The 23,597-nt window shown below is 46.9% G+C and carries 16 protein-coding genes and 1 tRNA gene; 15 read left to right on the forward strand and 2 right to left on the reverse strand.

All coding sequences use genetic code 11. The features are described from left to right. Positions 1 to 96: 96 nt before the first annotated feature. From MKY44_RS06935 to MKY44_RS06990, 12 genes are all read left to right on the forward strand, one after another. Positions 97 to 513, forward strand: coding sequence for a hypothetical protein (locus tag MKY44_RS06935; protein WP_017689649.1), 417 nt, complete (start codon positions 97 to 99; stop codon positions 511 to 513). Between the two features lie 447 nt (positions 514 to 960). Beyond that, positions 961 to 2,067, forward strand: coding sequence for a PAS domain-containing sensor histidine kinase (locus MKY44_RS06940; protein ID WP_036610143.1), 1,107 nt, complete (start codon positions 961 to 963; stop codon positions 2,065 to 2,067). A gap of 121 nt (positions 2,068 to 2,188) precedes the next feature. Beyond that, positions 2,189 to 3,154, forward strand: coding sequence for an AAA family ATPase (locus MKY44_RS06945; RefSeq protein ID WP_341006561.1), 966 nt, complete (start codon positions 2,189 to 2,191; stop codon positions 3,152 to 3,154). 4 nt (positions 3,155 to 3,158) lie between these two features. Next, positions 3,159 to 4,274 carry a DUF58 domain-containing protein gene (locus tag MKY44_RS06950; protein ID WP_047842250.1) on the forward strand — a complete coding sequence of 372 codons (1,116 nt, stop codon included), beginning with the start codon at positions 3,159 to 3,161 and terminating at the stop codon, positions 4,272 to 4,274. After that, on the forward strand, positions 4,271 to 5,584 hold the full coding sequence (locus MKY44_RS06955) for a DUF4129 domain-containing protein (protein WP_341006562.1): 1,314 nt from the start codon (positions 4,271 to 4,273) through the stop codon (positions 5,582 to 5,584). Before MKY44_RS06950 ends, MKY44_RS06955 begins: the two co-directional genes overlap by 4 nt. Before the next feature lie 83 nt (positions 5,585 to 5,667). Further along, positions 5,668 to 6,624 (forward strand): aldolase catalytic domain-containing protein, encoded by a 957-nt coding sequence (locus tag MKY44_RS06960; protein WP_047842252.1) that lies wholly within the window; start codon positions 5,668 to 5,670, stop codon positions 6,622 to 6,624. A 289-nt stretch (positions 6,625 to 6,913) separates the two neighbouring features. After that, complete coding sequence (locus MKY44_RS06965) at positions 6,914 to 9,040, forward strand: bifunctional diguanylate cyclase/phosphodiesterase (protein ID WP_341006563.1); 2,127 nt, start codon at positions 6,914 to 6,916, stop codon at positions 9,038 to 9,040. 159 nt (positions 9,041 to 9,199) lie between these two features. Further along, positions 9,200 to 9,270: transfer RNA gene (locus tag MKY44_RS06970), tRNA-Gly, on the forward strand. A 520-nt stretch (positions 9,271 to 9,790) separates the two neighbouring features. Then, positions 9,791 to 11,683, forward strand: coding sequence for a ribosomal protection-like ABC-F family protein (abc-f, locus tag MKY44_RS06975; RefSeq protein ID WP_341006564.1), 1,893 nt, complete (start codon positions 9,791 to 9,793; stop codon positions 11,681 to 11,683). A gap of 597 nt (positions 11,684 to 12,280) precedes the next feature. Further along, positions 12,281 to 13,315 (forward strand): phenylalanine--tRNA ligase subunit alpha, encoded by a 1,035-nt coding sequence (gene pheS / locus MKY44_RS06980; RefSeq protein WP_017689641.1) that lies wholly within the window; start codon positions 12,281 to 12,283, stop codon positions 13,313 to 13,315. A gap of 82 nt (positions 13,316 to 13,397) precedes the next feature. After that, positions 13,398 to 15,851, forward strand: coding sequence for a phenylalanine--tRNA ligase subunit beta (pheT, locus tag MKY44_RS06985; protein ID WP_341006565.1), 2,454 nt, complete (start codon positions 13,398 to 13,400; stop codon positions 15,849 to 15,851). A 138-nt stretch (positions 15,852 to 15,989) separates the two neighbouring features. Beyond that, a complete protein-coding gene (locus MKY44_RS06990; RefSeq protein ID WP_341006566.1) occupies positions 15,990 to 18,698 on the forward strand; it encodes a hypothetical protein in 2,709 nt (902 codons plus the stop codon). A 104-nt stretch (positions 18,699 to 18,802) separates the two neighbouring features. Here the strand turns inward: MKY44_RS06990 and MKY44_RS06995 are convergent, their stop codons facing one another. Then, positions 18,803 to 19,198, reverse strand: coding sequence for a cytochrome C oxidase subunit II (locus MKY44_RS06995; RefSeq protein WP_373461337.1), 396 nt, complete (start codon positions 19,196 to 19,198; stop codon positions 18,803 to 18,805). A 217-nt stretch (positions 19,199 to 19,415) separates the two neighbouring features. Next, the gene (locus MKY44_RS07000) at positions 19,416 to 19,775 is read right to left on the reverse strand and encodes a phage holin family protein (protein WP_017689637.1); all 360 of its coding nucleotides are present in this window, start codon (positions 19,773 to 19,775) and stop codon (positions 19,416 to 19,418) included. Positions 19,776 to 19,962: 187 nt separating this feature from the next. On the opposite strand from MKY44_RS07000, the gene MKY44_RS07005 reads away from it, so the two are divergent. From MKY44_RS07005 to MKY44_RS07015, 3 genes are all read left to right on the forward strand, one after another. Then, on the forward strand, positions 19,963 to 22,329 hold the full coding sequence (locus tag MKY44_RS07005; protein ID WP_341006568.1) for an endonuclease MutS2: 2,367 nt from the start codon (positions 19,963 to 19,965) through the stop codon (positions 22,327 to 22,329). 50 nt (positions 22,330 to 22,379) lie between these two features. Next, a complete protein-coding gene (locus MKY44_RS07010) occupies positions 22,380 to 22,820 on the forward strand; it encodes a DUF350 domain-containing protein (protein WP_082219034.1) in 441 nt (146 codons plus the stop codon). 119 nt (positions 22,821 to 22,939) lie between these two features. Continuing rightward, positions 22,940 to 23,506, forward strand: a complete 567-nt coding sequence (locus tag MKY44_RS07015) for a hypothetical protein (protein WP_341006569.1) — start codon at positions 22,940 to 22,942, stop codon at positions 23,504 to 23,506. Positions 23,507 to 23,597: the final 91 nt, after the last annotated feature.

Here is a 23,597-nt window from a genome sequence, read left to right on the forward strand (position 1 = left end):
CACTGATGGAACTATTCCTTTTCGGAAGTGCTGGAAGTGTACGGGATGGCATTTTAACAAAAAAGTCCCGGCACGTAATAAGGAGGGTGAACAAAAATGAGTTACTGTTGTGGGGCAAGTATGGTTGGAACGAAGGGCACGCTGAAGCATTACCGCACCCAGGTTCATAATGTTCCCCTGCTGTTTTGCCCGGTGTGTCACCGGGTTGAGGTGCATTATAAAGTGGAAAACGAATATGAAATTCTGGCTGAATATGCGCATGGAGATGGTGCATCCGAGATCGACTTTCAAGATTATGTGACAGAAGATGAGGATGCGATTTTTGAAAACTGTGTAAACCGTGAGAGCGAGGACGCCATGGTCATTGTGCAGCGCCAGATTGATATGGCTCTGGATTTGCTCAGGCTCGCCAAGGAAACCAAAGACGAGAAGTGGGAAAGCGAACTTAAACGTCGATTAGCTGTGATGAGTCAGCGCAGACTGAAAATTCAGCATAATAAGACCGGACTATAGATGATCTCGGATATATCACCAATTAAAGATATTAAAAACGAAGCTGATTTGCCTACTGGGTGAAACGGCTTCGTTTTTTTGCTGTATTCTGGAACTAATTCGAGGTTTTTTTTAAAATAATTTCCATTCGACACTTTCTCCGATTGACTCTCTTCTATAAACTTGTCTATGATAAAAACAGACTTGCAAAAGAGGCGGAGCAAAAAATGTTCGTGTTTGGGAATAGGAGAAGGTCAGAATGGGACAAACGTATATGATTTTCCGGATCGACTGTTGGTTACCGGGAATAGACCAGCTTGAGTTCCGGCCATGCCATCCATATTTTCGGCTCAGCCCCCCAACGAAAGGGCACCGGTAATGAAAAATAAAATCGGCCCTTCCTGTTTCTGTGATGATATGATGTCCGAATGGCAAGTTTATCATTTACGTGAAAAGGAGGAACCTGACATGATTAGTGAATTTCAGGATACAGTGCCTCAACCAACGGATGGTTTCCCGCCTGTGCATCTGGATAACAACAAGTACGAGAATGTACTGGAACATCTGGATAGCGGTATTATGTTGTTTGACAGTCACGGTGTATTGACGTTTATTAACGTTCAGATGGCAAAGTTGTTGGAACTTCCAAGAAGTCTGTTGAGCGGCTGCACCCTGATGCAAATGCTGCATCATCCGCAGATGAGCCGATTCAAGAAAAAGAAAATTTTACGTATCTATCGGGAAACTATTTTTCACCGTAAGCGCTATCATGAATTGATTGATGAATACGGAAGGCATTGGCTGGTTACTGTGACGTACGGTGATCAGATGGATGGCGACTTCTTGTTCAGCGTCAAAGATGTATCTGATTATAAACAAATTGAACAGACCGCTTATCAAAATGACAAACTTGCGATGCTGGGGCGAATTTCAGCATCTATTGCTCATGAAATTCGTAATCCGTTGACTGCAATCCGTGGGTTCATCCAACTGCTTAGGCCCCATTTGCTGCAGCTCGGCAAAGACGAGTACGCTCGAATCATACTGACGGAGATTGATCGGGCGAATGACATCATCTACGAATTTTTGAATTCTTCCAAACCGTCAGCTCCACAGAAGACCGTGATATCCGTCGACTCTTTGCTCAAAGAGGTGGTCTTGCTGACCGAAAGTGAAGGGTTGATGAAGGGATGCGAGATCGTACTGGATGAAGGGGATGCCCCGCTGAATGTATCCATTGATGTCAAACAGATTAAGCAGGTTATTTTGAATATGGTGAAAAACGCAATGGATGCCATTGAGGAAGTTGGCGAAGAACATACGGGTCTAATTCGAATATCTACCGCCACGGAAAACAAGTTTGTGCAGATCTCCATCGCGGATAACGGTCATGGGATGGACCATAACACGCTTGTACGTCTGTTTGATCCATTCTTCACGACCAAGGAGAGCGGAACGGGGCTTGGACTTTCGGTGAGTTACCGAATCATCAAGAACCATGGAGGCACCATCTCTGTGGATAGTAAAAAGGGCGAAGGCACGCGGTTTATAATTATGTTACCCTTGGTATATTGAGAAAAGCGGGGAGTCGAGGAGTTGGCCATTTGCCAACTCCTTTGTTTTATGTTGCCAATAAGGGTTATAGTTAGTAATGAATGCGAATACATAAGCTCCATAACGGAAGGATGAGATGCAGATGGAAATCCAAGGAATGGAACGAATGAATCAACAACTGATGGATCACGTGGGAAAAGTGATTGTGGGGAAAGAGCATACGATAGAGCTGGTGATGACAGCGATCATAGCGTCAGGACATGTGCTGCTGGAGGATGTACCGGGTACTGGGAAAACGATGCTTGCCAAATCGGTAGCCTCTTCATTGGACTGCACGTTCCAACGGATACAGTTTACACCGGACTTGCTGCCCTCGGACTTAACAGGGATTCATTTTTTTAATCAAAAAGAAGGGGATTTTGAATTCCGACCCGGCCCCTTGTTTGCCAATCTTGTCCTAGCCGATGAGATTAACCGGGCTACACCGCGTACACAATCAAGCTTGCTGGAGTGTATGGAAGAGCGCCAGATCAGTATCGACGGTTCAACGAGACAGCTGGAACGGCCATTCATCGTTATCGCCACCCAGAATCCTGTAGATAACCAGGGAACTTTTCCACTACCTGAAGCGCAGATGGATCGTTTTATGATGAAAATTCGCATGGGTTATCCAAGCAGTGAAGAGAGTGTAGAAATTTTGAGACGTACAGTAGCCAGTCGTTCAGTTGATGATCTCTCGGCAGTGATCAGTCGTGAAGAACTTTTGAAGGCGCAGGATACGTATAAAACAGTGCAAATCAACGAAGATTTGCTACGATATATCATTCAGTTAACCGAAGCAACAAGGCAACATCCCGAGCTCTCGCTTGGCGTAAGTCTACGAGGGGCTCAGGCATTACTCAAGGCAAGTCAGGCATGGGCTGCACTGCATGGCAGAGACTTTGTTTTGCCTGATGATATTAAAGTACTGGCGGAACCTGTGCTGGCCCACCGACTGGTATTTCGTAACCGGATCAGACAACAAGAGGGCTTGGCGGAGCGTATCATCCAGGAACTTCTGAATCAGACAGAAGTGCCTACGGAGAATCTCGCTACAAGCGGGCGTTAATCTTATGGCATTATTATGGCTTGTCCTTGTTGGAGGCATTGTCGTTGTTATACATGGTGTGTGGTTTGGACGACCTGCACTGCGAAAACTCAAGTACAGCAGACAATTCAGCAAGCTGCGTTGTTACGCTGGAGATGAACTTGAGATGGTGGAGACGATATCGAATGAGAAGCGAGTCTCCGTACCGTGGCTCAGACTTGAATCGATGATGCCAGTGTCGTTTGTATTTCGTTCCGGTTCAGGTATGGATATTAGTCAAGGCGAGATCTATCAGAACCATAAGAGTATTTTTACGTTAAAACCGTTTACTCGTATTACGCGCAAGCATCCTTTTACATGTACTCAGCGTGGAATTTATCCATTAAATACAGCAACGATGACAGGTGGGGATCTCTTTGGTGTGTGGCGTTCCACCAAACCGATTCCTTTGCAAATGTCTATGATCGTGTATCCTTCATTAGTGAATGCAGAGGATCTTCCTGCAATTTATCAGGTATGGCAGGGAGAAGTGGAAGTATCACGATGGATCGTTGAAGATCCTTTCTTGATCCTGGGTGTTCGGCCTTATGGCGCAGGCGACCCCATGAATCGTATTCACTGGAAAGCGAGTGCACGTACAGGTGAATTACAGGTCTACAAACAGGGATGGACAGCTGATCCGCAGTCCTGGATTGTAGTCAACATTCAGGAATCAGCAGATATGTGGAGTGTTGTTACTCGACCGGAAAAGATTGAGCGGGCACTCCGTTACGCTGCCACGGCTGCAGTGGATGCCATCGGTAGAGGGTTGCCAGCAGGTTTCGCCCATAATGGTTATCATGTGGGTGGAGGCCGCGATACACTTCGGATTGAGCCGGATTATGGCACGCCCCATCTGGAACGGTTACTGGAAGCTATGGCTGAGACAGAGTTGAAATGCATGGTGCCCATGGAGCAATTCCTGAATGATGAAGTACGTCTGAATGAAGAAGCACAGCAAATCCGCAGCTATCTGCTGATTACATCCTATGTATCTGCCGCTATGGAGCACGAGATTGCACGTCTGCACGAACAAGGACATCGTGTAACGATTCTCCCGGTAGAGGACGTGAAGGGTAATACGAAGGCGGTGAGTGCATGAGGAGCAGACAGGAAGCGACGACCAAAGGACTCATAGCGATGCTTGCCGTCTTGATGGCGGGCATATACCTTTTTCCGATATTTACGATCGCTTCATTCTACGCAATGGAACATTTGCCGTACACATTATTCATCCTGGTAGTTCTTGTAGGTTGGTTAGGACAGTTCATTCAGCATAAAATTCCAGGTTTTAGCGAGAAAAGTACACTCATTCGTGGATTAACGGCACTCGTCATAGGATTTCTCTTCGCACTCGTTGTTGGGATGAGCCTCATTCTCCCGTTGCCGGATATCATCACATTGGTACTGTGTGGGGTCATCTCGGCTTATGCAGGTCTGACCTTCCAGCCAGTCTTTCATTCTGTGTTGTTATGGCGCTTGCAGATTATGGGTGTAATCAGTGCAATCGTGCTTATGATTGCTTCGAACTCGTTGGAATTCATGCAGCCGATACGAACCTATACTCTATGGATCTATATTGGGGGAGTGATCAGCTTTGCCTTTTGGCTGGTTGGACGATATATGCTGCAACTGGATCAGGCAATACTCAATGACGGCAAGAGAAGATTGGTATTAAGAGATTTTGCACGTGCGAATCATCAGCGGTTCATGTGGATGTTTATTGTTATCGTTGCAATCGGTGCTTTCCCAAGTCTCGCTGCCTGGCTGGGGCCGCTACGTGACCGCTTGCTTGCATGGATCAGGGGATGGTTTGGTCCGACTTCCGGCGAGGAGCCGCTATTACCAATGGACAACCCCAATCAGCCGTTAAATTTACCGAATGACTGGAGAGAGCCGCCATCCGAGCCCTCAGTCTTCTGGAACATCCTCGGTTGGGTAGTAATGTGTGCTGTAGCAGGAGCAATTCTGTGGCTGCTTCTGAGGTTGGGACAAAAAACGATAAACAGACTTATGGACCGATTCAAGGGGATGTTACAACCAGGTGAAAAGAAGGCAGAACCACGGACGGAGTATATCGATGTCAGTGAGACGCTTGATGCGCCAGCAAAAGTCCGAAAGAATTGGTTTCGGAAAAAAGAAGCGCCACCTGCGCAGGATGCTGAACGTGTTCGCTATTACTATCGGACTTGGATTGAAAGAGCCGCTCATCGAGGCGTGGAAATACAGGGGACGCACACTCCGCTGGAGGCTGCACAGACCATTATTCAGAATGGTGTGAAGTTAGAAGAAGATGAGCTGTCTGCGAGACTGCCAGATACGTATAATACCGTTCGTTATGGTGGGAAAGCTCCCGATCGTTCCGATATGGTTGAGATTGACCGAATCTGGAGATCTTATCGAAGTAAATAAGTCCGGAATCCCTTTACTTTTCTTGTCACGTTCAAGTATCATGAGAGGAATACACAAGTTGGTCAGAAAAGGAGCAGACATTAATGAAGACAAATCATTGCAAAATTGTAGATTGTACGATCCGTGATGGCGGATTGGTGAATAATTGGGACTTTAGCGTGGACTTTGTTCAACAGCTATATGCTGGATTGAATGAAGCTGGCGTTGATTATATGGAAATTGGATATAAGAACTCTCCGAAGTTGCTTAAAGGTGCCGAGGAAGCAGGACCATGGCGTTTCCTGAACGATGATTTCCTGCGTAAAGTTATTCCTCAAAAAGGCAATACCAAACTGTCTGCACTGGTTGACGTTGGACGTGTGGACGAAAATGATATCTTGCCTCGCAGTGAGAGCATGCTGGATCTGATCCGGGTTGCCTGCTACAGCAAAGATGTGGACAAGGCACTTGCACTGGTTCAAACATTCCATGATCGTGGATATGAAACTACACTTAATATTATGGCACTCTCCAATGTTATGGAGAATGAATTGCTGGAAGCATTTGAATTGATCAAAGAAAGCGCTGTGGATGTTGTTTACATTGTAGACTCCTACGGTAGCTTGGACCATAATGATGTGAAATATCTGGTAGAGAAGTTTAAGACTCACTTGCCTAACAAACGTCTTGGTGTTCACACACATAATAATATGCAACTTGCGTTTTCTAACACATTGGTTGCGGCGGAACTTGGCGTTGAGCTGCTTGATGCTTCTGTGTATGGTATGGGCCGTGCGGCAGGTAACTGTCCAACCGAATTGCTCGTAGCTCATCTGAAAGGAACGAAATACAATCTGCGTCCAGTACTTGGTGTATTGGAACAGTTGATGGTTCCACTGAGAGAAAAAGAAGAATGGGGTTACATTCTGCCTTATATGATTACAGGTGCGTTGGACGAGCATCCACGTTCAGCGATGGCGATTCGCTCATCGGAAGACAAGGATAAGGTTGTTGATTTCTATGATAAATTAACAACACCAGAAGTGAATTTTGATAAGTAATATAGTCTGAAATACAGTTGCAAAATAGGAAAACATGGACTCTAACTGGAGATCCATGTTTTTTTAGTTCTTAATGCCTTGTTTTTCTCTATATTTATGAATAAATATTCCTAGGAGTAACTATTTTTTAGTTCACGTATACAAAATTAAATGTTATTATGTACCAGATAGCATGTGTATGCATGTGAATTGAACGTTGGTTAATATGTTTTTTGTCGAATCGTGTAGTAAGCTGTTAAGTTTGGTTAATGTAATTCAGGATAGGTGATCCCGGGAAGGAAAACACGGCATGAAGGTTAATCTGCAAGATCAGAGAAAAATAAGTTGGGTCGCTGTATGCGGCTTATTGTGTTTCCTCGCAAGTCAATGGTTTCGTTCTTCTTCAAGCTCTGATCTGACCATATCGGGTTACCCGGTTTTGACACTCTTGGGTGGATTTGCTGCGGCAGCAGCTTGTATCGGCATCTATAATCAAAGCTGGTTGTTTCGGACACAGAAGCTAACTCTTCGGAGGACATTATTGACAACACTCTTTTTATTGATTGGTCTGTTTGAACTGGTTCATATCGTTTCATTTGCAGAAGAGATTCCAAATGGAGCCATGATGGAATCGGAGTTCTCCTTAATGATGTCAACCATGGGATCTTTGGTATGTTCCGTAGGTTTACTGCTCGTGTATACCTTAAATGAGAAAGAAATTGCATTACCACGCAAATTCTTACTGTTCAGTGGGACATTGGGTACCTTTGTTATTTTGTACATACTGGCCACTCAGGAATGGAGCATGTTACCAAGTATGCTTGACGGGGAAGTGCTTGGTAATATCTTCACTCGAGTTCATTTTATGGTCGGATTGCTTTATGGCATTATTGCAGTTCTTTTGTTTGTACAATGGAAAAAAACCAAAGATGGTGATTTACCAACGATTCTATGTGGCATTCTGTGTTTCTTTTTTGGTGAATGTTATTTTGTTTCAGCAACTGGGGTGAACGATCTCAATCTGTTATTAGGATTGCTGAGTAATTGTATGGCATATTTTTTCATTCAAAAAGGGCTATATACGTCCGTAGTGGACACGCCGTTCCTGCAACAACAGGTCGCGGAAGCCAAGATGAACTATATTGCTCATCATGATGATGTAACGGGACTTCCAAACCGTCGTCGCCTTTCACAGCGGTTGAAAAAGATGATGGATGATGCCGTGGTAGAGGAACAGCTTGTTGGTGTGCTGGTCCTGAATATTAATCGGTTCAAGACCATTAATGATTCGCTCGGACAGCAAGCAGCTAACCGTGTTTTGCGTCAGGTAGGTCAACGACTGAAACAATTGTCACTTCCAGGAGAAGAAGTCTTCGGATTGGGAAGAGATGAGTTTGCATTAACGATGACAGATTTCAGTTCAACCGATACAGCGTTGCGTCGGACAAGATCCATTTTGCAACTTTTTGAGAAACCCGTCTTGGTTGATGGCAATGAATATCATCTGACACTTGGAATCGGGATGGCCATTTTCCCACATGATGGAGAGTCGCCACTGGAGATTATTCAGAATGCCGATACGGCTTTGCACAGTGCAAAGGAACAAGGAATGGAACTGAATCGTTTTGCCCATGCGATGCAGATGAAGGCACAGGAGCGTTTGCAGCTTGAGAATGATCTGCGCAAGGCGTTGGATCGAGGTCAGTTCTACCTGGTCTACCAGCCGCAGGTTAATCTGCAAAGTGGGCTAATCGTTGGCATGGAAGCATTGGTGCGTTGGCAGCATCCGCAGCGAGGCTCGGTATCTCCGGCGGACTTTATTCCTCTGGCAGAAGAGAGTGGGCTCATTGTCCCACTTGGCGAATGGGTGCTTCGTGAAGCGTGTGCACAGAACAAACAGTGGCAGGAAGCCGGTTATCGTAAACTGTGTGTTTCGGTGAATCTGTCGATGAGACAATTCAGACATTCCCATTTATTGGACAATATCAATGGCATTCTCAAAGAGACGGGACTAGAGCCTGTATGGCTTGAACTGGAGATTACAGAGAGCATGACATTTGACAAAGACCGGTCATTCGAACAGTTGCGCAAAATCAAAGAAATTGGTGTGCATATCAGTATTGATGATTTTGGAACGGGATACAGCTCGTTGCACTATCTGAAGGATCTGCCGATTGATCGGCTCAAGATTGACCGTTCATTCGTGAATGAAGTCATGGAGGACAGCAATAACGCCGCGATCGTATCTACCATCACTTCAATGGCGCATCATTTACAACTGAAAGTCACAGCTGAGGGCGTGGAGAACGAAGATCAGATGGTCTTTCTTCGCAATCAACACTGTCACGAGGCTCAGGGTTATTTCTTCAGCAAACCGATTAAAGCCGCTGAATTTGAAAAGCAGTTTTTGAGAGATGTGGATAAGCCTACAGGATAGGGAACAGCGGGGGCGCGAGGGTGCTCCTGCTTTTTTTGATGGATTCGTAATGAAAAAAATGGAAAAAATAACTTGCATGCTATAGAGGATCATGGTATATTATTATTTGTAAAATCACTGTTAAATTCCTAAGGAACTTAACAATAAATCTTCAATCATGCGGGTGTAGTTCAATGGTAGAACTTTAGCCTTCCAAGCTAATAGCGTGGGTTCGATTCCCATCACCCGCTTAATGAAGCAGTACCGGAGCCCTTGCGATGCAGGGGCTTTTTTCTATTACCTTAAAAGAAATCCCGTGGTAACAGCGATCAGAAGATTGTTCTATTTTCGGAGTGGCCAGTAAGTAAGTATTCTTTAGTTTAATTTATATACCCTTTGCTTTTTTACAATGATCTGGTACAATAACGGAGAAATTGATACTACACATGAATGAGAGGTAACCATACGTCCCATGAAGTAAAACACATGAATTGAACCCCAGTTAACTGCAGACGGTTTTATGACGCAGTCAGCCAGAGCGGCTGAGCAATGAGGGGATTCGTGTGTCCAAATTCAGCTATGGGAAAAGGTATGGAGCAAGTAAGCCATTGAGGTTTACGTGTACCCTGTATTTTGGGTTTCTTTGTTCATGCCGTAGCTTACCTTAGATCTGTCTTTGAATGCTTGATCCAACCCTGAATTGCCAAACCGCCGGCTGATGCCAGCGGTTTTTTTTGTTCAGCAAAAAGGATGCAGGAAGGATGAGGCCTCATGATGACATTGGTACGCTTACATGAAGTATCAAAAGAATGGAACGGTATTGAATTGTTTACAGGATTGAATTTGGAGATTAATGAGGGCGAACGACTCGCCATTTTGGGTCGCAACGGATGCGGCAAGACAACGTTGTTACGTATCATTTTGGGTGAGGAGCATGGTGGTGGACGGATTGAACGTCATATTCCTCAGCAGGAATGGGGGTTCATGCGCCAGCGCTCGGAGATTGAGACCGGGATGAATGTACTGGATGCGGTCCGGCGTGAGAGCGGTCAGATCTATGAAGTGAAACGGAATTTGGAAGAACTGGAACAACGTTTGAGCATGAGCACTGAAGCGGATGAAGAGTTGCTTGCAGCTTATACACAAGTGATGGAGCAATATGAACAGTTGAACGGTTATATGTGGGAGACTGAGGTAGAGAAAGTACTGACTCGCCTTGGATTATCCGCGGAGCATTGGAATAGACCCTATCATTCCTTGAGCGGTGGACAAAAAACAAAGGCTCGTTTGGCGGGGCTGCTTGTCAGCAAACCCAAATTCCTGATCCTGGATGAACCGACAAATCATCTGGATGAGGGAAGCATGCGCTGGCTGGAAGAGTGGTTATCCTCATATGAAGGTACGCTGTTATTTGTATCACATGATCGTACGTTTATTGATCAGGTAGCAACAGGAGTCATTGAGTTCAGTCCAGATGCCCTGACCAAATACAAGGGCGGATACTCCGACTACAAGATCCACAAAGAGCGTGAATTACGCGAACAGGAAACGATCTACCGTAGGCAGGAATTGGAACGTAAGGCGCTGGAAGAAACGATTCGAAATTATCAGGAATGGTTCCATAAAGCGCATAATTCGGCGACCGATGTAGAGGCGAAGATCACCCAGAGCTTCTACAAGGCCAAAGCCAACAAAAATATTTCACGTTACCATGCGAAACAAAAACAGCTGGAACGTTTGGAGCGGGAACGGGTGGATAAACCTCGTGAAGCTGCAAAGTTGAACATGGAATTACAGATGAATCCACTGGCTGCACGCCAGCTGCTTGCGCTGGAAGAGGTGAGTTTTTCATATACGGGAGACAAACCATTGCTGCGCGATCTTCGGATTGCTGTGGAACGTGGAGATCGGCTTGCTGTACGAGGTCCTAATGGAACGGGCAAGACAACACTGCTGAAGTTGATGATTGGTGAACTGGAACCTTCGCAAGGCAAGGTCACACGGCATCCACAGCTCAAAATCGGTTACTTTTCACAGGAGCTGGAAGGGCTTCCCGAGAATCAGACGCTGCTGGACAGCTTGCTTACCCTTCCATCCATGACACAAAGTGCGGCACGTACCATTCTGGGATGTTTCCTATTTTCCAGGGATGATGTGTTCAAGCGTATTGGGGATTTGAGCATGGGGGAAAAGTGCAGAGTGGCATTTCTGAGACTGTATTTTGGCGGAGCGAATCTGCTGGTGCTGGACGAACCAACGAACTATCTGGACATCGATACCCAGGAAGTCATGGAAAATGTATTAAAACAGGCTTCAGGTGCTTTGGTGCTTGTATCCCATGACCGGATGCTGACGAAGTCACTCGCGAATCGGTTATGCGATCTGGAGGCTGGTGGCACAGCAACTCTGTTTGAAGGAGGAGTGTCGGATTGGGTGCAGTCCAACAAACTTCGGGAGGTGGCGCTGGAGACCCGGGAATCCGATGACGAGCGGTTACGATTGGAGATGCGCCTATCCGAATTGCTGTCTCCTGTAAGCGCTGCTGGAAAAGACAGTCTGACGCAGCCCGAGCATTCGAATGAGCGAGCAGTCGAGGCAGCTGAGATTCGCGAAATCCAGCAGCAGCTTAAACAATTGAAAGATAAGGGTGCAAGCATAAATTAGAACATGGACGACTTGCTATTTCGATCTATTTTGCATATAATTATGAACGATCATCGATGATTACATCGATATAGGTAAGTGTTCAAAAAGATCGGTTTTCAGTACCAAGAAGATGGGATGAAGATAGAAATGGAGTAGCGGAGCGTAGGGAAAACTACGTGAGCAACGGACATTTCGGCTGAATGCCATATTCGACGCTGATGATGCCACTAGGCATCATTCGTAATCAAAAGCGGACTTTTTGACAACCTCTAGAGGTTTAACTTAAAAGCAAACGTGTTGATGGAGATAAGTAAGCAGTGCCTCTGGACAGGGAGGAAGCGCCGTAGATTGAGAGCGTTTCTGTAGAACAAGGCTGCCGAAATTCACTCCGAAGCGGTTCCCTGAACCTGTTTGTGTGCAGACACAGAGGCAACAGTAGGGGCAAACGGTTAACGGTCGTTATTCCGTACAAAGTGAGACAGAACCAGTTGCAGGCCAGAAGGGCCACGCAGCAATGGATGTCTAACAAGGGTGGTACCACGGTCTTTTCGTCCCTTCAGGGGAGAGAAGGCCTTTTTTTGTTGCAAAAACACCACAAAAAGGGGGCAATTACACATGAAAGAACGTTTAGAGGCATTGAAGATCGAAGCGCTGGAGCAGTTGTCTGGTGTGAATGATCCGCAGACGCTCGGTGATCTGCGTGTAAAGTATTTGGGGAAAAAGGGTGCATTAACTGAGATTTTGCGTGGTATGGGTGCGCTTAGTGCGGAGGAACGTCCAGTTATTGGTCAAGTAGCCAATGATGTTCGGGCTGCCATTGAGGAAGTCATCGACAGCAAGCAGGATCAGTTCCAGAAGGAAGAGACGGCGAAGCGTCTGCAATCCGAGAAAATTGATGTGACCCTGCCAGGACGTCGTGGACGTCAAGGCGGACTGCATCCACTGACCAAAGTGGTACAGGAGATCGAAGATATTTTCATCGGTATGGGATACCGCGTTGCGGAAGGTCCTGAAGTCGAAATGGATTATTACAACTTTGAAGCATTGAATCTGCCGAAGAATCACCCGGCGCGTGATATGCAGGATTCCTTCTATGTTACTGAAGACTTGTTGATGCGTACCCATACATCTCCGGTTCAAGTACGTACCATGCAGAGCATGAAGGGCGAAGTGCCTGTCAAAGTCATCTGCCCAGGTAAAGTATACCGCCGTGATGATGACGATGCGACACACTCTTTCCAATTCAACCAGGTTGAAGGATTGGTCATCAGCGAAAACATTCGTATGAGCGATCTGAAAGGAACCCTGTTGCAATTCGTACGCGAAATGTTCGGTTCCCACACGGAAATTCGTCTGCGTCCAAGCTTCTTCCCGTTCACAGAGCCAAGTGCGGAAGTGGATGTAACTTGTGTACAATGTGGCGGCAGCGGCTGTCGCGTATGTAAGCAAACAGGCTGGCTTGAAATTTTGGGCGGCGGTATGGTTCACCCGAAAGTACTGGAAATGGGCGGTTATGATCCGGAGAAATACAGTGGTTTTGCATTCGGAATGGGCGTAGAACGTATCGCGATGCTGAAGTATGGTGTCGATGATATCCGTCACTTCTACAACAGCGATCTGACCTTCCTGAAGCAATTCGGACGGCTGTAACTTTAAGACAAGAAAGATTAACCATATAGAGCAAGCGAATGAACCGGGAACACCAATTTATAGATGAAGGAAGTGAACGTCCATGAGAGTATCGACAGATTGGCTGTCTGATTATATTTCCCTTGAAGGTGTGACGCCACAGGAATTGGCAGAGAAAATCACCCGTGCGGGTGTCGAAATTGATGTAGTGGAGAACCGCAACAAGGGCGTGAATAAAGTTGTTGTAGGTTATGTGAAGAGCAAGGAGAAACACCCCGATGCAGACAAACTGAATGTATGTGTCATCGATGCCGGCCAGGAAGAAGATCTGCAGATCGTGTGTGGTGCGAAAAATGTGGATGCAGGCCAAAAAGTAGTCGTAGCCCTGGTTGGAGCGAAGCTCCCTGGTGGATTGGATATCAAAAAAGCCAAACTGCGCGGTGTTGTATCCCTTGGCATGATCTGTTCCGCTAAAGAACTGGGCATGAACGATAAATTGCTGCCAAAAGATCAGCAGGAAGGTATTCTCGTTCTGCCGGAACAAACGGAGGTTGGCACGCCAATCAGCCAGGTTCTTGGTCTTGACGATCATGTGCTTGAACTGGACCTGACACCGAACCGTTCCGACTGTCTCAGCATGCGTGGTGCAGCTTATGAAGTGGGTGCCATTCTGGGTCGTGAAGTGAAGCTGCCAAGTCCCAAAGACCAACTGGTTGAAATTGGTGATGCAGCCGCGAATCATATCTCTGTAGAGATTAAGGCACAGGAGCAATGCAGTCACTATGCAGCTCGTTATGTAACTGGCATTAAGCTGGGTGCTTCCCCGCTGTGGATGCAAAACCGTCTCATGGCGGCAGGTGTTCGCCCAATCAATAACATCGTTGATATCACGAACTATGTCATGCTGGAATACGGTCAACCGCTACATGCATTCGATGCGGATAAGCTGGAAAAGGGTCATATTGAAGTGCGGATGGCCAACGAAGGCGAAACGATTGTTACGCTGGATGGACAGGAGCGCAAGCTGGAGCCGCACATGTTGCTCATCACAGACGGCGTGAAACCTGTAGCCATCGCTGGGGTTATGGGTGGCGAGAATTCCGAGGTATCGGAAGGCACGGTGAATCTGCTCTTGGAGTCCGCCAAGTTCGACGGCGGAACCGTTCGGAAAACGTCGCGCCAACTGGGGCTGCGTTCCGAAGCAAGCATGCGTTTTGAGAAGGAAGTAGACCCGGGTGCGGTCATTACGGCTTTGGATCGTGCGGCTGAACTGATTCAGCGTTATGCTGAAGGTGATGTGCACCAGGGAATCGTGGAAGCTGGAGCAGAAGCTGCGGAGAAACGTGTAATTCAATTGTCGCTGGACAGACTGAATCGTTATCTGGGAACTGATCTGTCTTTGCTTGAGGTAAAAACGATCTTCGCTCGTTTGCACTTTGCATGTGGTGATGCTGATCAAGGATTGCTGGATGTGGAAGTGCCAACACGCAGAGGGGATATTACGCTCGATGTAGACTTGTTTGAAGAGATCGCACGTCTGTATGGATATGACAACATTCCAACCACATGGATTGAAGGACCAACGACTCCAGGGGCATATACACGCTCTCAAGCGATGCGTCGCACCATTCGTGGATTGCTCTCAGGCAGTGGCTGGCAGGAAATGATCAGTTACTCCTTTGTACACCCGGATAAAGCAACCTTGTTCCCGGCGTTGACACAAGGAAGTAAGGCCGTGAAACTCGCGATGCCTATGAGCGAGGACCGCAGTGTGCTTCGTACGAGTATTTTGCCGCAAATGCTGGATGCAGCGGTGTATAACATGAACCGTAAACAGGATTCACTGGCTGTATTTGAAGTGGGCAATGTGTTCTTCACCGAAGAAGATCAGTTGACCAAGCAACCACATGAGATTCCGGTACTGGGCTTGCTGCTCACCGGTAATCGTGCAAGCCAGCAGTGGAATGTTGGAGCGGAGAAAGTAGACTTCTTCGATCTGAAAGGTGCGCTTGAGCATCTGTTCGCCTATGTGGGTCTGGAACAACGCATTCGCTTGGTAGCAAACAGTCCTGAAGGATTCCATCCGGGACGTTCCGCATCGGTTTACCTGGAAGGTAAGGATGGCGGGGAAGGTACACTGATCGGTACATTGGGTCAATTGCATCCGGAACTGCAACAGCAGTATGATCTGAATGATGTGTACATCGCAGAGATTGCACTTGAATCGATCTACAGCGAAGCAGACGCTGACATTCGTTATCGTGAACTTCCGCGTTTCCCGGCGATGGAACGTGATATCGCGGTTGTTGTGTATGAGGATGTTGAAGCTGGAGATATGCTGCGCGCCATTCGTGAATCGGCGGGTGAATTGTTACAAAACGTACAGGTATTCGATGTGTTTACTGGCAGTAAACTGGGTGAAAACAAGAAGAGCGTGGCGATGGCATTGGTATACCGGAATCGTGAACGTACACTCACCGATGAGGAAGTTACTGAAGTTCATGCCCGTGTAGTGGCTCGCCTGGAAGAGCAATTCGGAGCGGAATTGCGTAAATAGGACAAAAGAAGATTTTTTGAACAAAGATTAGCAGGAATTGTTTGAAGTCACATCGAATCCTTAGCATTAGAGGATCGATGTGACTTTTTTGTGATTACAGCTTAGAATCAACATACAGACTTGAAGGAGGGCACAACTGTGACTACACCTGATCGTACACGCGTCACCGTAGAGATCTACGGGACTTCCTATAAACTGGTTGGCAGCAGTGCCGACTATATGAAACAAGTAGCTAACCTGGTAGATGAGCGTATGGGCGCAATCTCCAAGCAAAATTCCCGTCTGGATACTCCGCGTATTGCGGTACTGGCGGCTGTACATATGGCTGAACAGTCTCTTCAGACTCAGGAAATCCGTAATGAACTGAAGATGCTCACTGGAGAACGTACAGAACTGAGAAACGAATTGAATCGGTTAAACGCCATACAAAATGAACATCAACAAGAATTGGAACGGCGTGACCAGGCTCTTGCTGATTTGCAACAGCTGAAGATTGAAGCAGAGCAGGCGTTGCAAAAGTCCGAATCGGACAAAAATTCAGAGATAGCCAAGTTGAATAAGCTGCTGGAGCAAGAACGCGCTCAAGCAACGGAGCGAGTGCAGAAATTGCAGGCCCAAGCGACAGCACAACTGAAGGAAGCAGAAGCCAAGGGAACGAAACAGCTGAAGGAAATGGAAGAGAAAGCGGCTAACCAGCTTAAAAATGCACAGGCACAGGCTGCTTCCCAGCTCAAAGAAGCTCAGAACCGTTCTGCAGCCGAATTGCAGCAGGCGCAGGCCAAAGCTGCGGCACAATATAAAGAGTTGCAGGACAAGACTGCAGCTCAATTAAAAGAAGTCGAAAGCCGTGCCGTTGCAGAATGTCAACAGATTGAAGCCAAGGCTGCGCAGCAGGTTCAGATAGCCAAGGAAGAAGCCGAGTCGGCCATTTTGTCCGAGTTGGAGCAGGCAGAGAGCAATCTGAAGAAAGCTCAGGAAGAGGCAGCGCTGCAATATAACGAACTTCAGCAACAGATGGAACTTCGTCTTCAACAGGCTGAAGAAAAAGCGCTGCAACAGACACAAGAGCTCACGGATCAGGCGAATCAGGAACGGTCTGCCTTACAGGAACAAGCGGAGCAGAAGCGCCTGACTGAGATAAATCAGTTGAATGCGGAGTTCAAGGTGTTATCCGAGCAGTTGGAACTCGAATGGATGGAGAAAGAAGCAGCCCTCGAGGAACAATTGCAGCAAGCCAAGGAAGCAGCAGCGTCCCAGGCGAAAGAAGCCGAAGCGGCGGCAGAGGCCTTATTGCAAGAAGAACAGGGCAAGCTCAAACAGCAACTTGAGGAACAACGTAAACAGGCGGAGGCTCGACTATTAGATGTCGAAGAGCAATTGGAAGAAGTGATGACCCAGCTCATCAGTGCACAGGACATGGTTGCAGAGCAAGAACAGCAGCTTCAGCACGAGCGTGGTCAATTGGAATCGTTACGTCATGAGCATGGGGTCCGTAAACAGGAGCAGGAAGTTCAGACTCGCCGAATTACGGAACTGGAGCAACAACTGGAGCAGTTGAAAGAGGACCGTTCCCAGTTGCAGGAGCTTCTGCGTGAAACGGAACAGGCTGCCCAGCAATCCCGTGATTCACAGGAACAATGGAAGCAGAAGTATAATGAAACTGTGGATAGAGAAACCTCTCTCACAGCACAGCTACGCAAACTTCAGGAGCAACATTCACAGCTTGAACAGGAAGCTCAAAAGCTTCGTGAGGCTGAAGTGAAGTCGGAAGAGGAACAGCGCAGACTGCAAAAAGTGCTTGAACAGGCTCATGCTGCGGTGCGTACATTGCAGAATGAGATCGGCACGCTTACGGAACGTGAGCAGTCCTTGAAGGACCTTGCTGAGCAGCGATTGGCTGAGATCGGAGACCTGGAGAATCAGATTCTTGAAGTTGCTGAACAAAATGAAACGTTGGAGTCTGGTGTGCAATCCCTTCATGATGAATTGTCCGTGGTGAAGGAAGAGTCTCGTTTCAACCATGAAGAGGCTGTGCAATACCAGAAGGATGCAGAGCTTTTGGAAGAGAAACGTAATCAGCTTGAAGTTGAGCTAAATGTTGTTCGGGAAGAGCTGAACCGACTTCAGGATAACTATAAACAAATCCGTAATGATTACAGTGATGTATTACAACGTGAAGAGAATTACAGTTCCAAGCTGGATGAACTGAGCAAGGAGAAACAAGAGATTGTGAGCGCACTTGAAGAAGCGAGACAGTCTTCAGCTAAACTTTCCGAGCGTTACTCTGAGCAAGAGAGCCGGCTAGCCCAGACTGAGGAAGAAGCGTTGGAGTGGCAGATCAAATACGAAGAACTGTCAGCCAAACAGACCGAGTTGGCATCCCGTCTGGAGCAGTTGACAAGACGTGAAGAAGAACTTCGCTCAAGCGTTGAACAAGCAGAGCAGAACGACCAGGTATGGCAACGCCGTGCAGATGAATGGGCGGCTCAGGAACAAACCTGGCAGGAACGCTGGGCTGCACTTGAGAATGAACTGACGGTTTGGAAGAGAGAAAGTGCGGCAAGTAGTGAGTTGCTGGAGGGACTGGAACAAGAACGACAGCAGCTGGACAAGTTACGTGCAGAAGCGACCCAAGAGAAAGAGATCATGGAAACTGAACTGCTTGAGATGGGGGAGCGTTACGAACTAGCGGCCAATCAATTACGTTTGTTACAGGTTGAACGTGAAATGGAGCAGGAGAAGGCAGAGCAGCTGAACACGGAATATCGTCAGTTGCATGATGAATATACGAAATTGCAGACGGAATATAACGAATGGATTGAATTGATTGAACAGGACCAGACCTAGCGGAATGAATGTAGCAGAACTGGCTCGTGGGCAACGTACTCTGGTACAATTTGTTATACTAAAGAAGGAGCTCCCGTCGCTGCGGGGGCTCCTTGTCTTGAATACTATTCTTCAACGATAATTTTGGAGATCATGCTGCTGTGTCCTGAACCACAGAAGACAGAACAGGACATTTCAAACTCACCAACTTTGTCCGGGGTTATGACTTTGGAGCTATTTCTGGTATCCAGTTGAAGATTCAGCTCAGGTACAAGGATACCGTGATTTCCGTTTTCATTTTTATAAACAATGTTAACGGGAACGCCTTTTTTAAGATGGTACTCAGGTTGATCGAATTCATAGTTACTTGCCTTGATGACCAATTCTTCACTGGCTGTAACTCCAGCATCCGCATCGGATCCATTGCTGCCAGATTCTGCGGACTGTTTCGCCCCTCCACATGCAGTGAGGACCAGAATTAACATACAGGCAGCGAGCCATGTTATGCCTTTCTTCATCATGTGCCTCCTTAAAGCGTGATATGGATAAAATTTGAATGATTGCTCCAGTCATCATACCGCAATATGTGGATGCCTGTACACGCTGCGTATGTCGTTTTTTTGAAAATTGTACGTGTACGGCAGAGCGTGTGCACTGCCTGAATGAAATAAACCCCTTCCGGCCCAGGGCCTTCAGAGGTTTAGGAGAATACATGGGGACGTTAAGGTGAAGTGGAGATTAACTTTTGGAGCTTCGTCCGGCATCAAAAGGGGTGGATACCGGGATGAAGAGATCGATAATCCCGATAACCAGCGCAGCGAGAATGGCACCGAGCAGGCTGACTTCAACATGATCTACAACATATTGACCAAGCCAAATCACCAGTGCGCTAACGATAAATCCGACAATACCGCGACCAAACGGGTTGACTCTTTTGCCGAAGATACCTTCAACGATCCAGCCGAGCAGGGCAATGACAAGAGCAAGCAACAGGGCGCTCCAGAAGCCACCAACGGCGAATCCGGGAACGATCCAGCTAACCACCATTAATACAATTGCAGCGATGATAAATCGCACGACATGTCCCAGGAAATTCATGGTGTTTACCTCCTTTTATTCGGATTGAACTGAGCAGGGCAACTCCAAGGGGATGGAGAGGTTGCACAATCCTGACACCTGTAGTTTGTGGTGCTATGGTTGAAGTTATGTGTGGAAGGATTCGTTAAATAGCGTAAGAAAGTTTCTTTCGTTATAATACAGATATAGTTTGGAAGGAGTTGTACACTTGGACACGAAAATTTTACACACACTGGAATATCGCAAAATTTTAAATACATTGCTTAGCTTTGCCCAGACGACCATGGGAAAAAAGAAAGCGGAGCAACTTGAACCAAGCAGTGAACTTGAAGAAGTGAAGCGGTTGCTGCAGCAAACCGATGAAGCCTTCACATTTGATCGCCTGAAAGGCTCACCGTCATTTGGGGGAATTGTAGATATTTCGGCTTCCATCAAACGTGCTGAAATTGGAGGTACACTTAACCCTCACGAACTTTTGGGAATATCCAATACAACCTTTGCAGCGCGGCGATTGAAACGTCAGATTGGTACTTTGCATGAAGATGAGCCCATCGAATCTTTGTTCTATATCAGTGATCAACTGTCAGAGCAAAAAACGCTTGAGGATGCCATCAAAATCTGTATTGACGATAATGCAGAGGTTGCCGACAGTGCAAGCGTTACGTTGGCGCAGATTCGTCGTGAGCTGCGAGGCGGAGAAGCGCGGATTCGCGAAAAACTGGATTCCATGATTCGATCCTCTACCGTATCCAAGATGCTTCAGGATCAGCTCATCACCATCAGAGGAGACCGTTTTGTTATCCCGGTGAAAGCTGAATATCGTTCGTACTTTGGCGGGATTGTGCACGATCAATCCGGTTCGGGTGCGACATTGTTCATTGAGCCGGAATCCATTGTTGCAATGAACAACAAATTACGCGAGACCCGGATTCGGGAAGAACGCGAAATAGAAATTATTTTGCAGAAATTGACGGCACTTGTCAGTGAGCAGGGAGAGTGGCTGTTGTATGATGTCGACTTGCTGGGATCACTTGATTTTATCTTTGCCAAAGCACGTCTGGCTCGTGAACTGAAAGCAACATTGCCTCGCATGAATGACCGCGGGTTCCTGAAGCTCAAGAAAGGCCGTCATCCACTGATTCCGATTGAAAACGTGGTACCAATTGACATAGAGTTGGGCAATGATTACACATCCATTATCGTGACAGGTCCGAATACGGGTGGTAAAACGGTAACGCTCAAAACGATTGGATTGCTGAGCCTGATGGCCATGTCCGGTTTATTTGTTCCGGCTGAGGATGGCAGTCAGTTATGTGTATTTGATGCGATCTATGCAGACATTGGGGACGAGCAGAGTATCGAGCAGAATCTGAGTACTTTCTCCAGTCATATGACCAATATCATTCGCATTCTGAAAAACATGACACCAAAAAGTTTGGTATTACTCGATGAACTTGGCGCAGGGACAGATCCGGCTGAAGGTTCCGCACTGGCGATCTCCATGCTGGAGCATATGCACCAGACGGGATGTCGCATGGTTGCGACCACTCACTACAGTGAACTGAAAGCATACGCATATGAGCGTAAAGGTGTCATTAATGCCAGTATGGAATTTGACATCAACACACTGAGTCCAACCTATCGCCTTCTGGTGGGTGTACCTGGACGAAGTAATGCATTTGCCATTGCAGAGCGACTGGGACTGCCGGGTTACATTCTCGACTACGCCCGTGGCGAAGTGAAGGAAGAGGATCAACGGATTGAGCACATGATTGCTTCTCTTGAAGAGAACCGTCTTACGGCTGAACAAGAGCGTGAGAAGGCAGAGAGCTTGCGCCAGGATATGGAGAAATTACGCAGTCGTCATCAGACCGAACTGGAGAAGCTGGAACAGCAGCGTGATCGCCGGATTGAAAAAGCAGAAGAAGATGCACGCAGCATTGTGGACAAGGCTCGCGCGGAAGCGGAGAAGATTATAGCAGATCTTCGCCTGTTGGCTATGGAAGAAGGTGCTTCCGTGAAGGAGCACAAACTCATTGCTGCCCGCAAACAGCTGGACGAGGCTGAACCGGAGAAACGCAGAAAAACGGTCAAGAAGACGGCAACAGCGCCGAAGACTCGTGCTATCGGTCCTGGAGATGAAGTGCTTGTCTACAGTTTAAATCAAAAAGGCCATGTTGTAGAGATGGCGGGCAGCAAAGACGCTATGGTACAACTGGGGATTATGAAAATGAAAGTATCCCTAGATGACCTGGAACTGCAGCAATCGGCTCCCGCAGCCAAACCAAAGCAAAAACCGGTAACGGGTATGAAACGTACACGTGATGACAATGTGAAAAGTGAATTGGATCTGCGCGGTACCAACCTGGAAGAAGCCCTGATGGAGACAGATCGGTTCATTGACGAAGCTTTCCTTGCCAACCTGGGCCAAGTTTATATTATTCACGGTAAAGGTACAGGAATTTTACGTTCCGGTATTCAGGATTACCTGCGTAAGCATAAACATATTAAAAGCTACCGGCTGGGCAATTACGGAGAAGGCGGGAACGGTGTGACCGTCGCAGAATTGGAATAGCCGGTCCATGAATCAATGATATTCTGCGACCTTATTCATGAAGGTCGCAGATGGGGAGAGGGGAACGGTGCGTGATAGAAAGCATTGACCAATTGCTGTCTCATCCCTTGGGGATGGTACTCGGTTTTTTCTCGGTAGCGATTATGGAGCTGCTCGTATTTCTGGCTTGCTTCGAACTGGTGACGAAGTATAAATGCTGGACGGAGATCAAGAAGGGCAATGTGGCCGTTGCGATGGCTACAGGAGGTAAGATCTTTGGGATCTGCAACGTATTGCGGTTCTGCATACAAGCGAAATCTTCGGTGTATGAAGCCATGACGTGGTCATTCGTAGGGTTTATCCTTCTGCTCATTGCCTATTTTTTGTTTGAATTCCTGACACCCGTGTTCTCCATTGATAAGGAGATCGAATCGGATAACCGAGCTGTCGGATTGATATCCATGATTATTTCAGTCTCGCTGTCGTTTGTTATTGGCGCGAGCATTATCTAGGGGGACCGGTCATGAAGATATTGATACGGATTCTGTTTGCGGCATCGATCGTGTTTTTTGCCATCGGTGTCATCTATGTAATGAATACATGATTATATGAAAGAGAAAGGTTGATCAATATGGAAACAACAGTATGCCCTTGGTGTCAGACGGAGATTGTATGGGATGAGGAACTCGGTCCTGAAGAAGAGTGTCCTTATTGTCACAATGAGTTAAAAGGATACCGAACACTCAACATTAACATCGATGATGAAGAGAACGATGAAGCTGAGGACGACATCTATGATGTAGACGATGTAACGAACGAGAAACAGACTACGGATCTTTCTGATCTGTGGGGGGATGAAGTCGAACTCAAATTGCCAGAGTTGCGAACGTTAACCAAATACGCGGATGAAGGTAATGATCTCATTCAGTATGAACAAGGTGTACAGAAGCAACTTGATCATCAGGAAGAAGTGCCGGAGTGCCCGAATTGCCGGGAATTCATGATTCTCGCAGGTACACAAGCTGCAACGCAGGATAACTTCACACCAGTTGCTAACGCTGCTTCAGGTGTAGGGCCACTATTGGCATCACCGTTTAAAGTATTGACCTATGTATGCTCGGGATGTTTCCAAGTTCAATACAGTCTGTCTGAGGAAGATCGTCTGCGTCTGATCAAGAACCTGAGTACGCAGGAATAAACATTTCGGAGATTCTAACCAATTTCATAGCAATCCTGAAGATTCATCATGTTTTCCTCTTGCTTGGGGCACGTTAACCCTAAGACCTACC

Source organism: Paenibacillus sp. FSL R7-0026 (assembly GCF_038004485.1).
Classification (GTDB): Bacteria; Bacillota; Bacilli; order Paenibacillales; family Paenibacillaceae; genus Paenibacillus; species Paenibacillus xylanexedens_A.

Coding starts and splice junctions, on each gene's coding strand:
- MKY44_RS06935 (WP_017689649.1), top strand. CDS start 97: ATGAGTTACTGTTGTGGGGCAAGTATGGTTGGAACGAAGGGCACGCTG.
- MKY44_RS06940 (WP_036610143.1), top strand. CDS start 961: ATGATTAGTGAATTTCAGGATACAGTGCCTCAACCAACGGATGGTTTC.
- MKY44_RS06945 (WP_341006561.1), top strand. CDS start 2,189: ATGGAAATCCAAGGAATGGAACGAATGAATCAACAACTGATGGATCAC.
- MKY44_RS06950 (WP_047842250.1), top strand. CDS start 3,159: ATGGCATTATTATGGCTTGTCCTTGTTGGAGGCATTGTCGTTGTTATA.
- MKY44_RS06955 (WP_341006562.1), top strand. CDS start 4,271: ATGAGGAGCAGACAGGAAGCGACGACCAAAGGACTCATAGCGATGCTT.
- MKY44_RS06960 (WP_047842252.1), top strand. CDS start 5,668: ATGAAGACAAATCATTGCAAAATTGTAGATTGTACGATCCGTGATGGC.
- MKY44_RS06965 (WP_341006563.1), top strand. CDS start 6,914: ATGAAGGTTAATCTGCAAGATCAGAGAAAAATAAGTTGGGTCGCTGTA.
- abc-f (WP_341006564.1), top strand. CDS start 9,791: ATGATGACATTGGTACGCTTACATGAAGTATCAAAAGAATGGAACGGT.
- pheS (WP_017689641.1), top strand. CDS start 12,281: ATGAAAGAACGTTTAGAGGCATTGAAGATCGAAGCGCTGGAGCAGTTG.
- pheT (WP_341006565.1), top strand. CDS start 13,398: ATGAGAGTATCGACAGATTGGCTGTCTGATTATATTTCCCTTGAAGGT.
- MKY44_RS06995 (WP_373461337.1), bottom strand. CDS start 19,198: ATGATGAAGAAAGGCATAACATGGCTCGCTGCCTGTATGTTAATTCTG.
- MKY44_RS07000 (WP_017689637.1), bottom strand. CDS start 19,775: ATGAATTTCCTGGGACATGTCGTGCGATTTATCATCGCTGCAATTGTA.
- MKY44_RS07010 (WP_082219034.1), top strand. CDS start 22,380: ATGGGGAGAGGGGAACGGTGCGTGATAGAAAGCATTGACCAATTGCTG.
- MKY44_RS07015 (WP_341006569.1), top strand. CDS start 22,940: ATGGAAACAACAGTATGCCCTTGGTGTCAGACGGAGATTGTATGGGAT.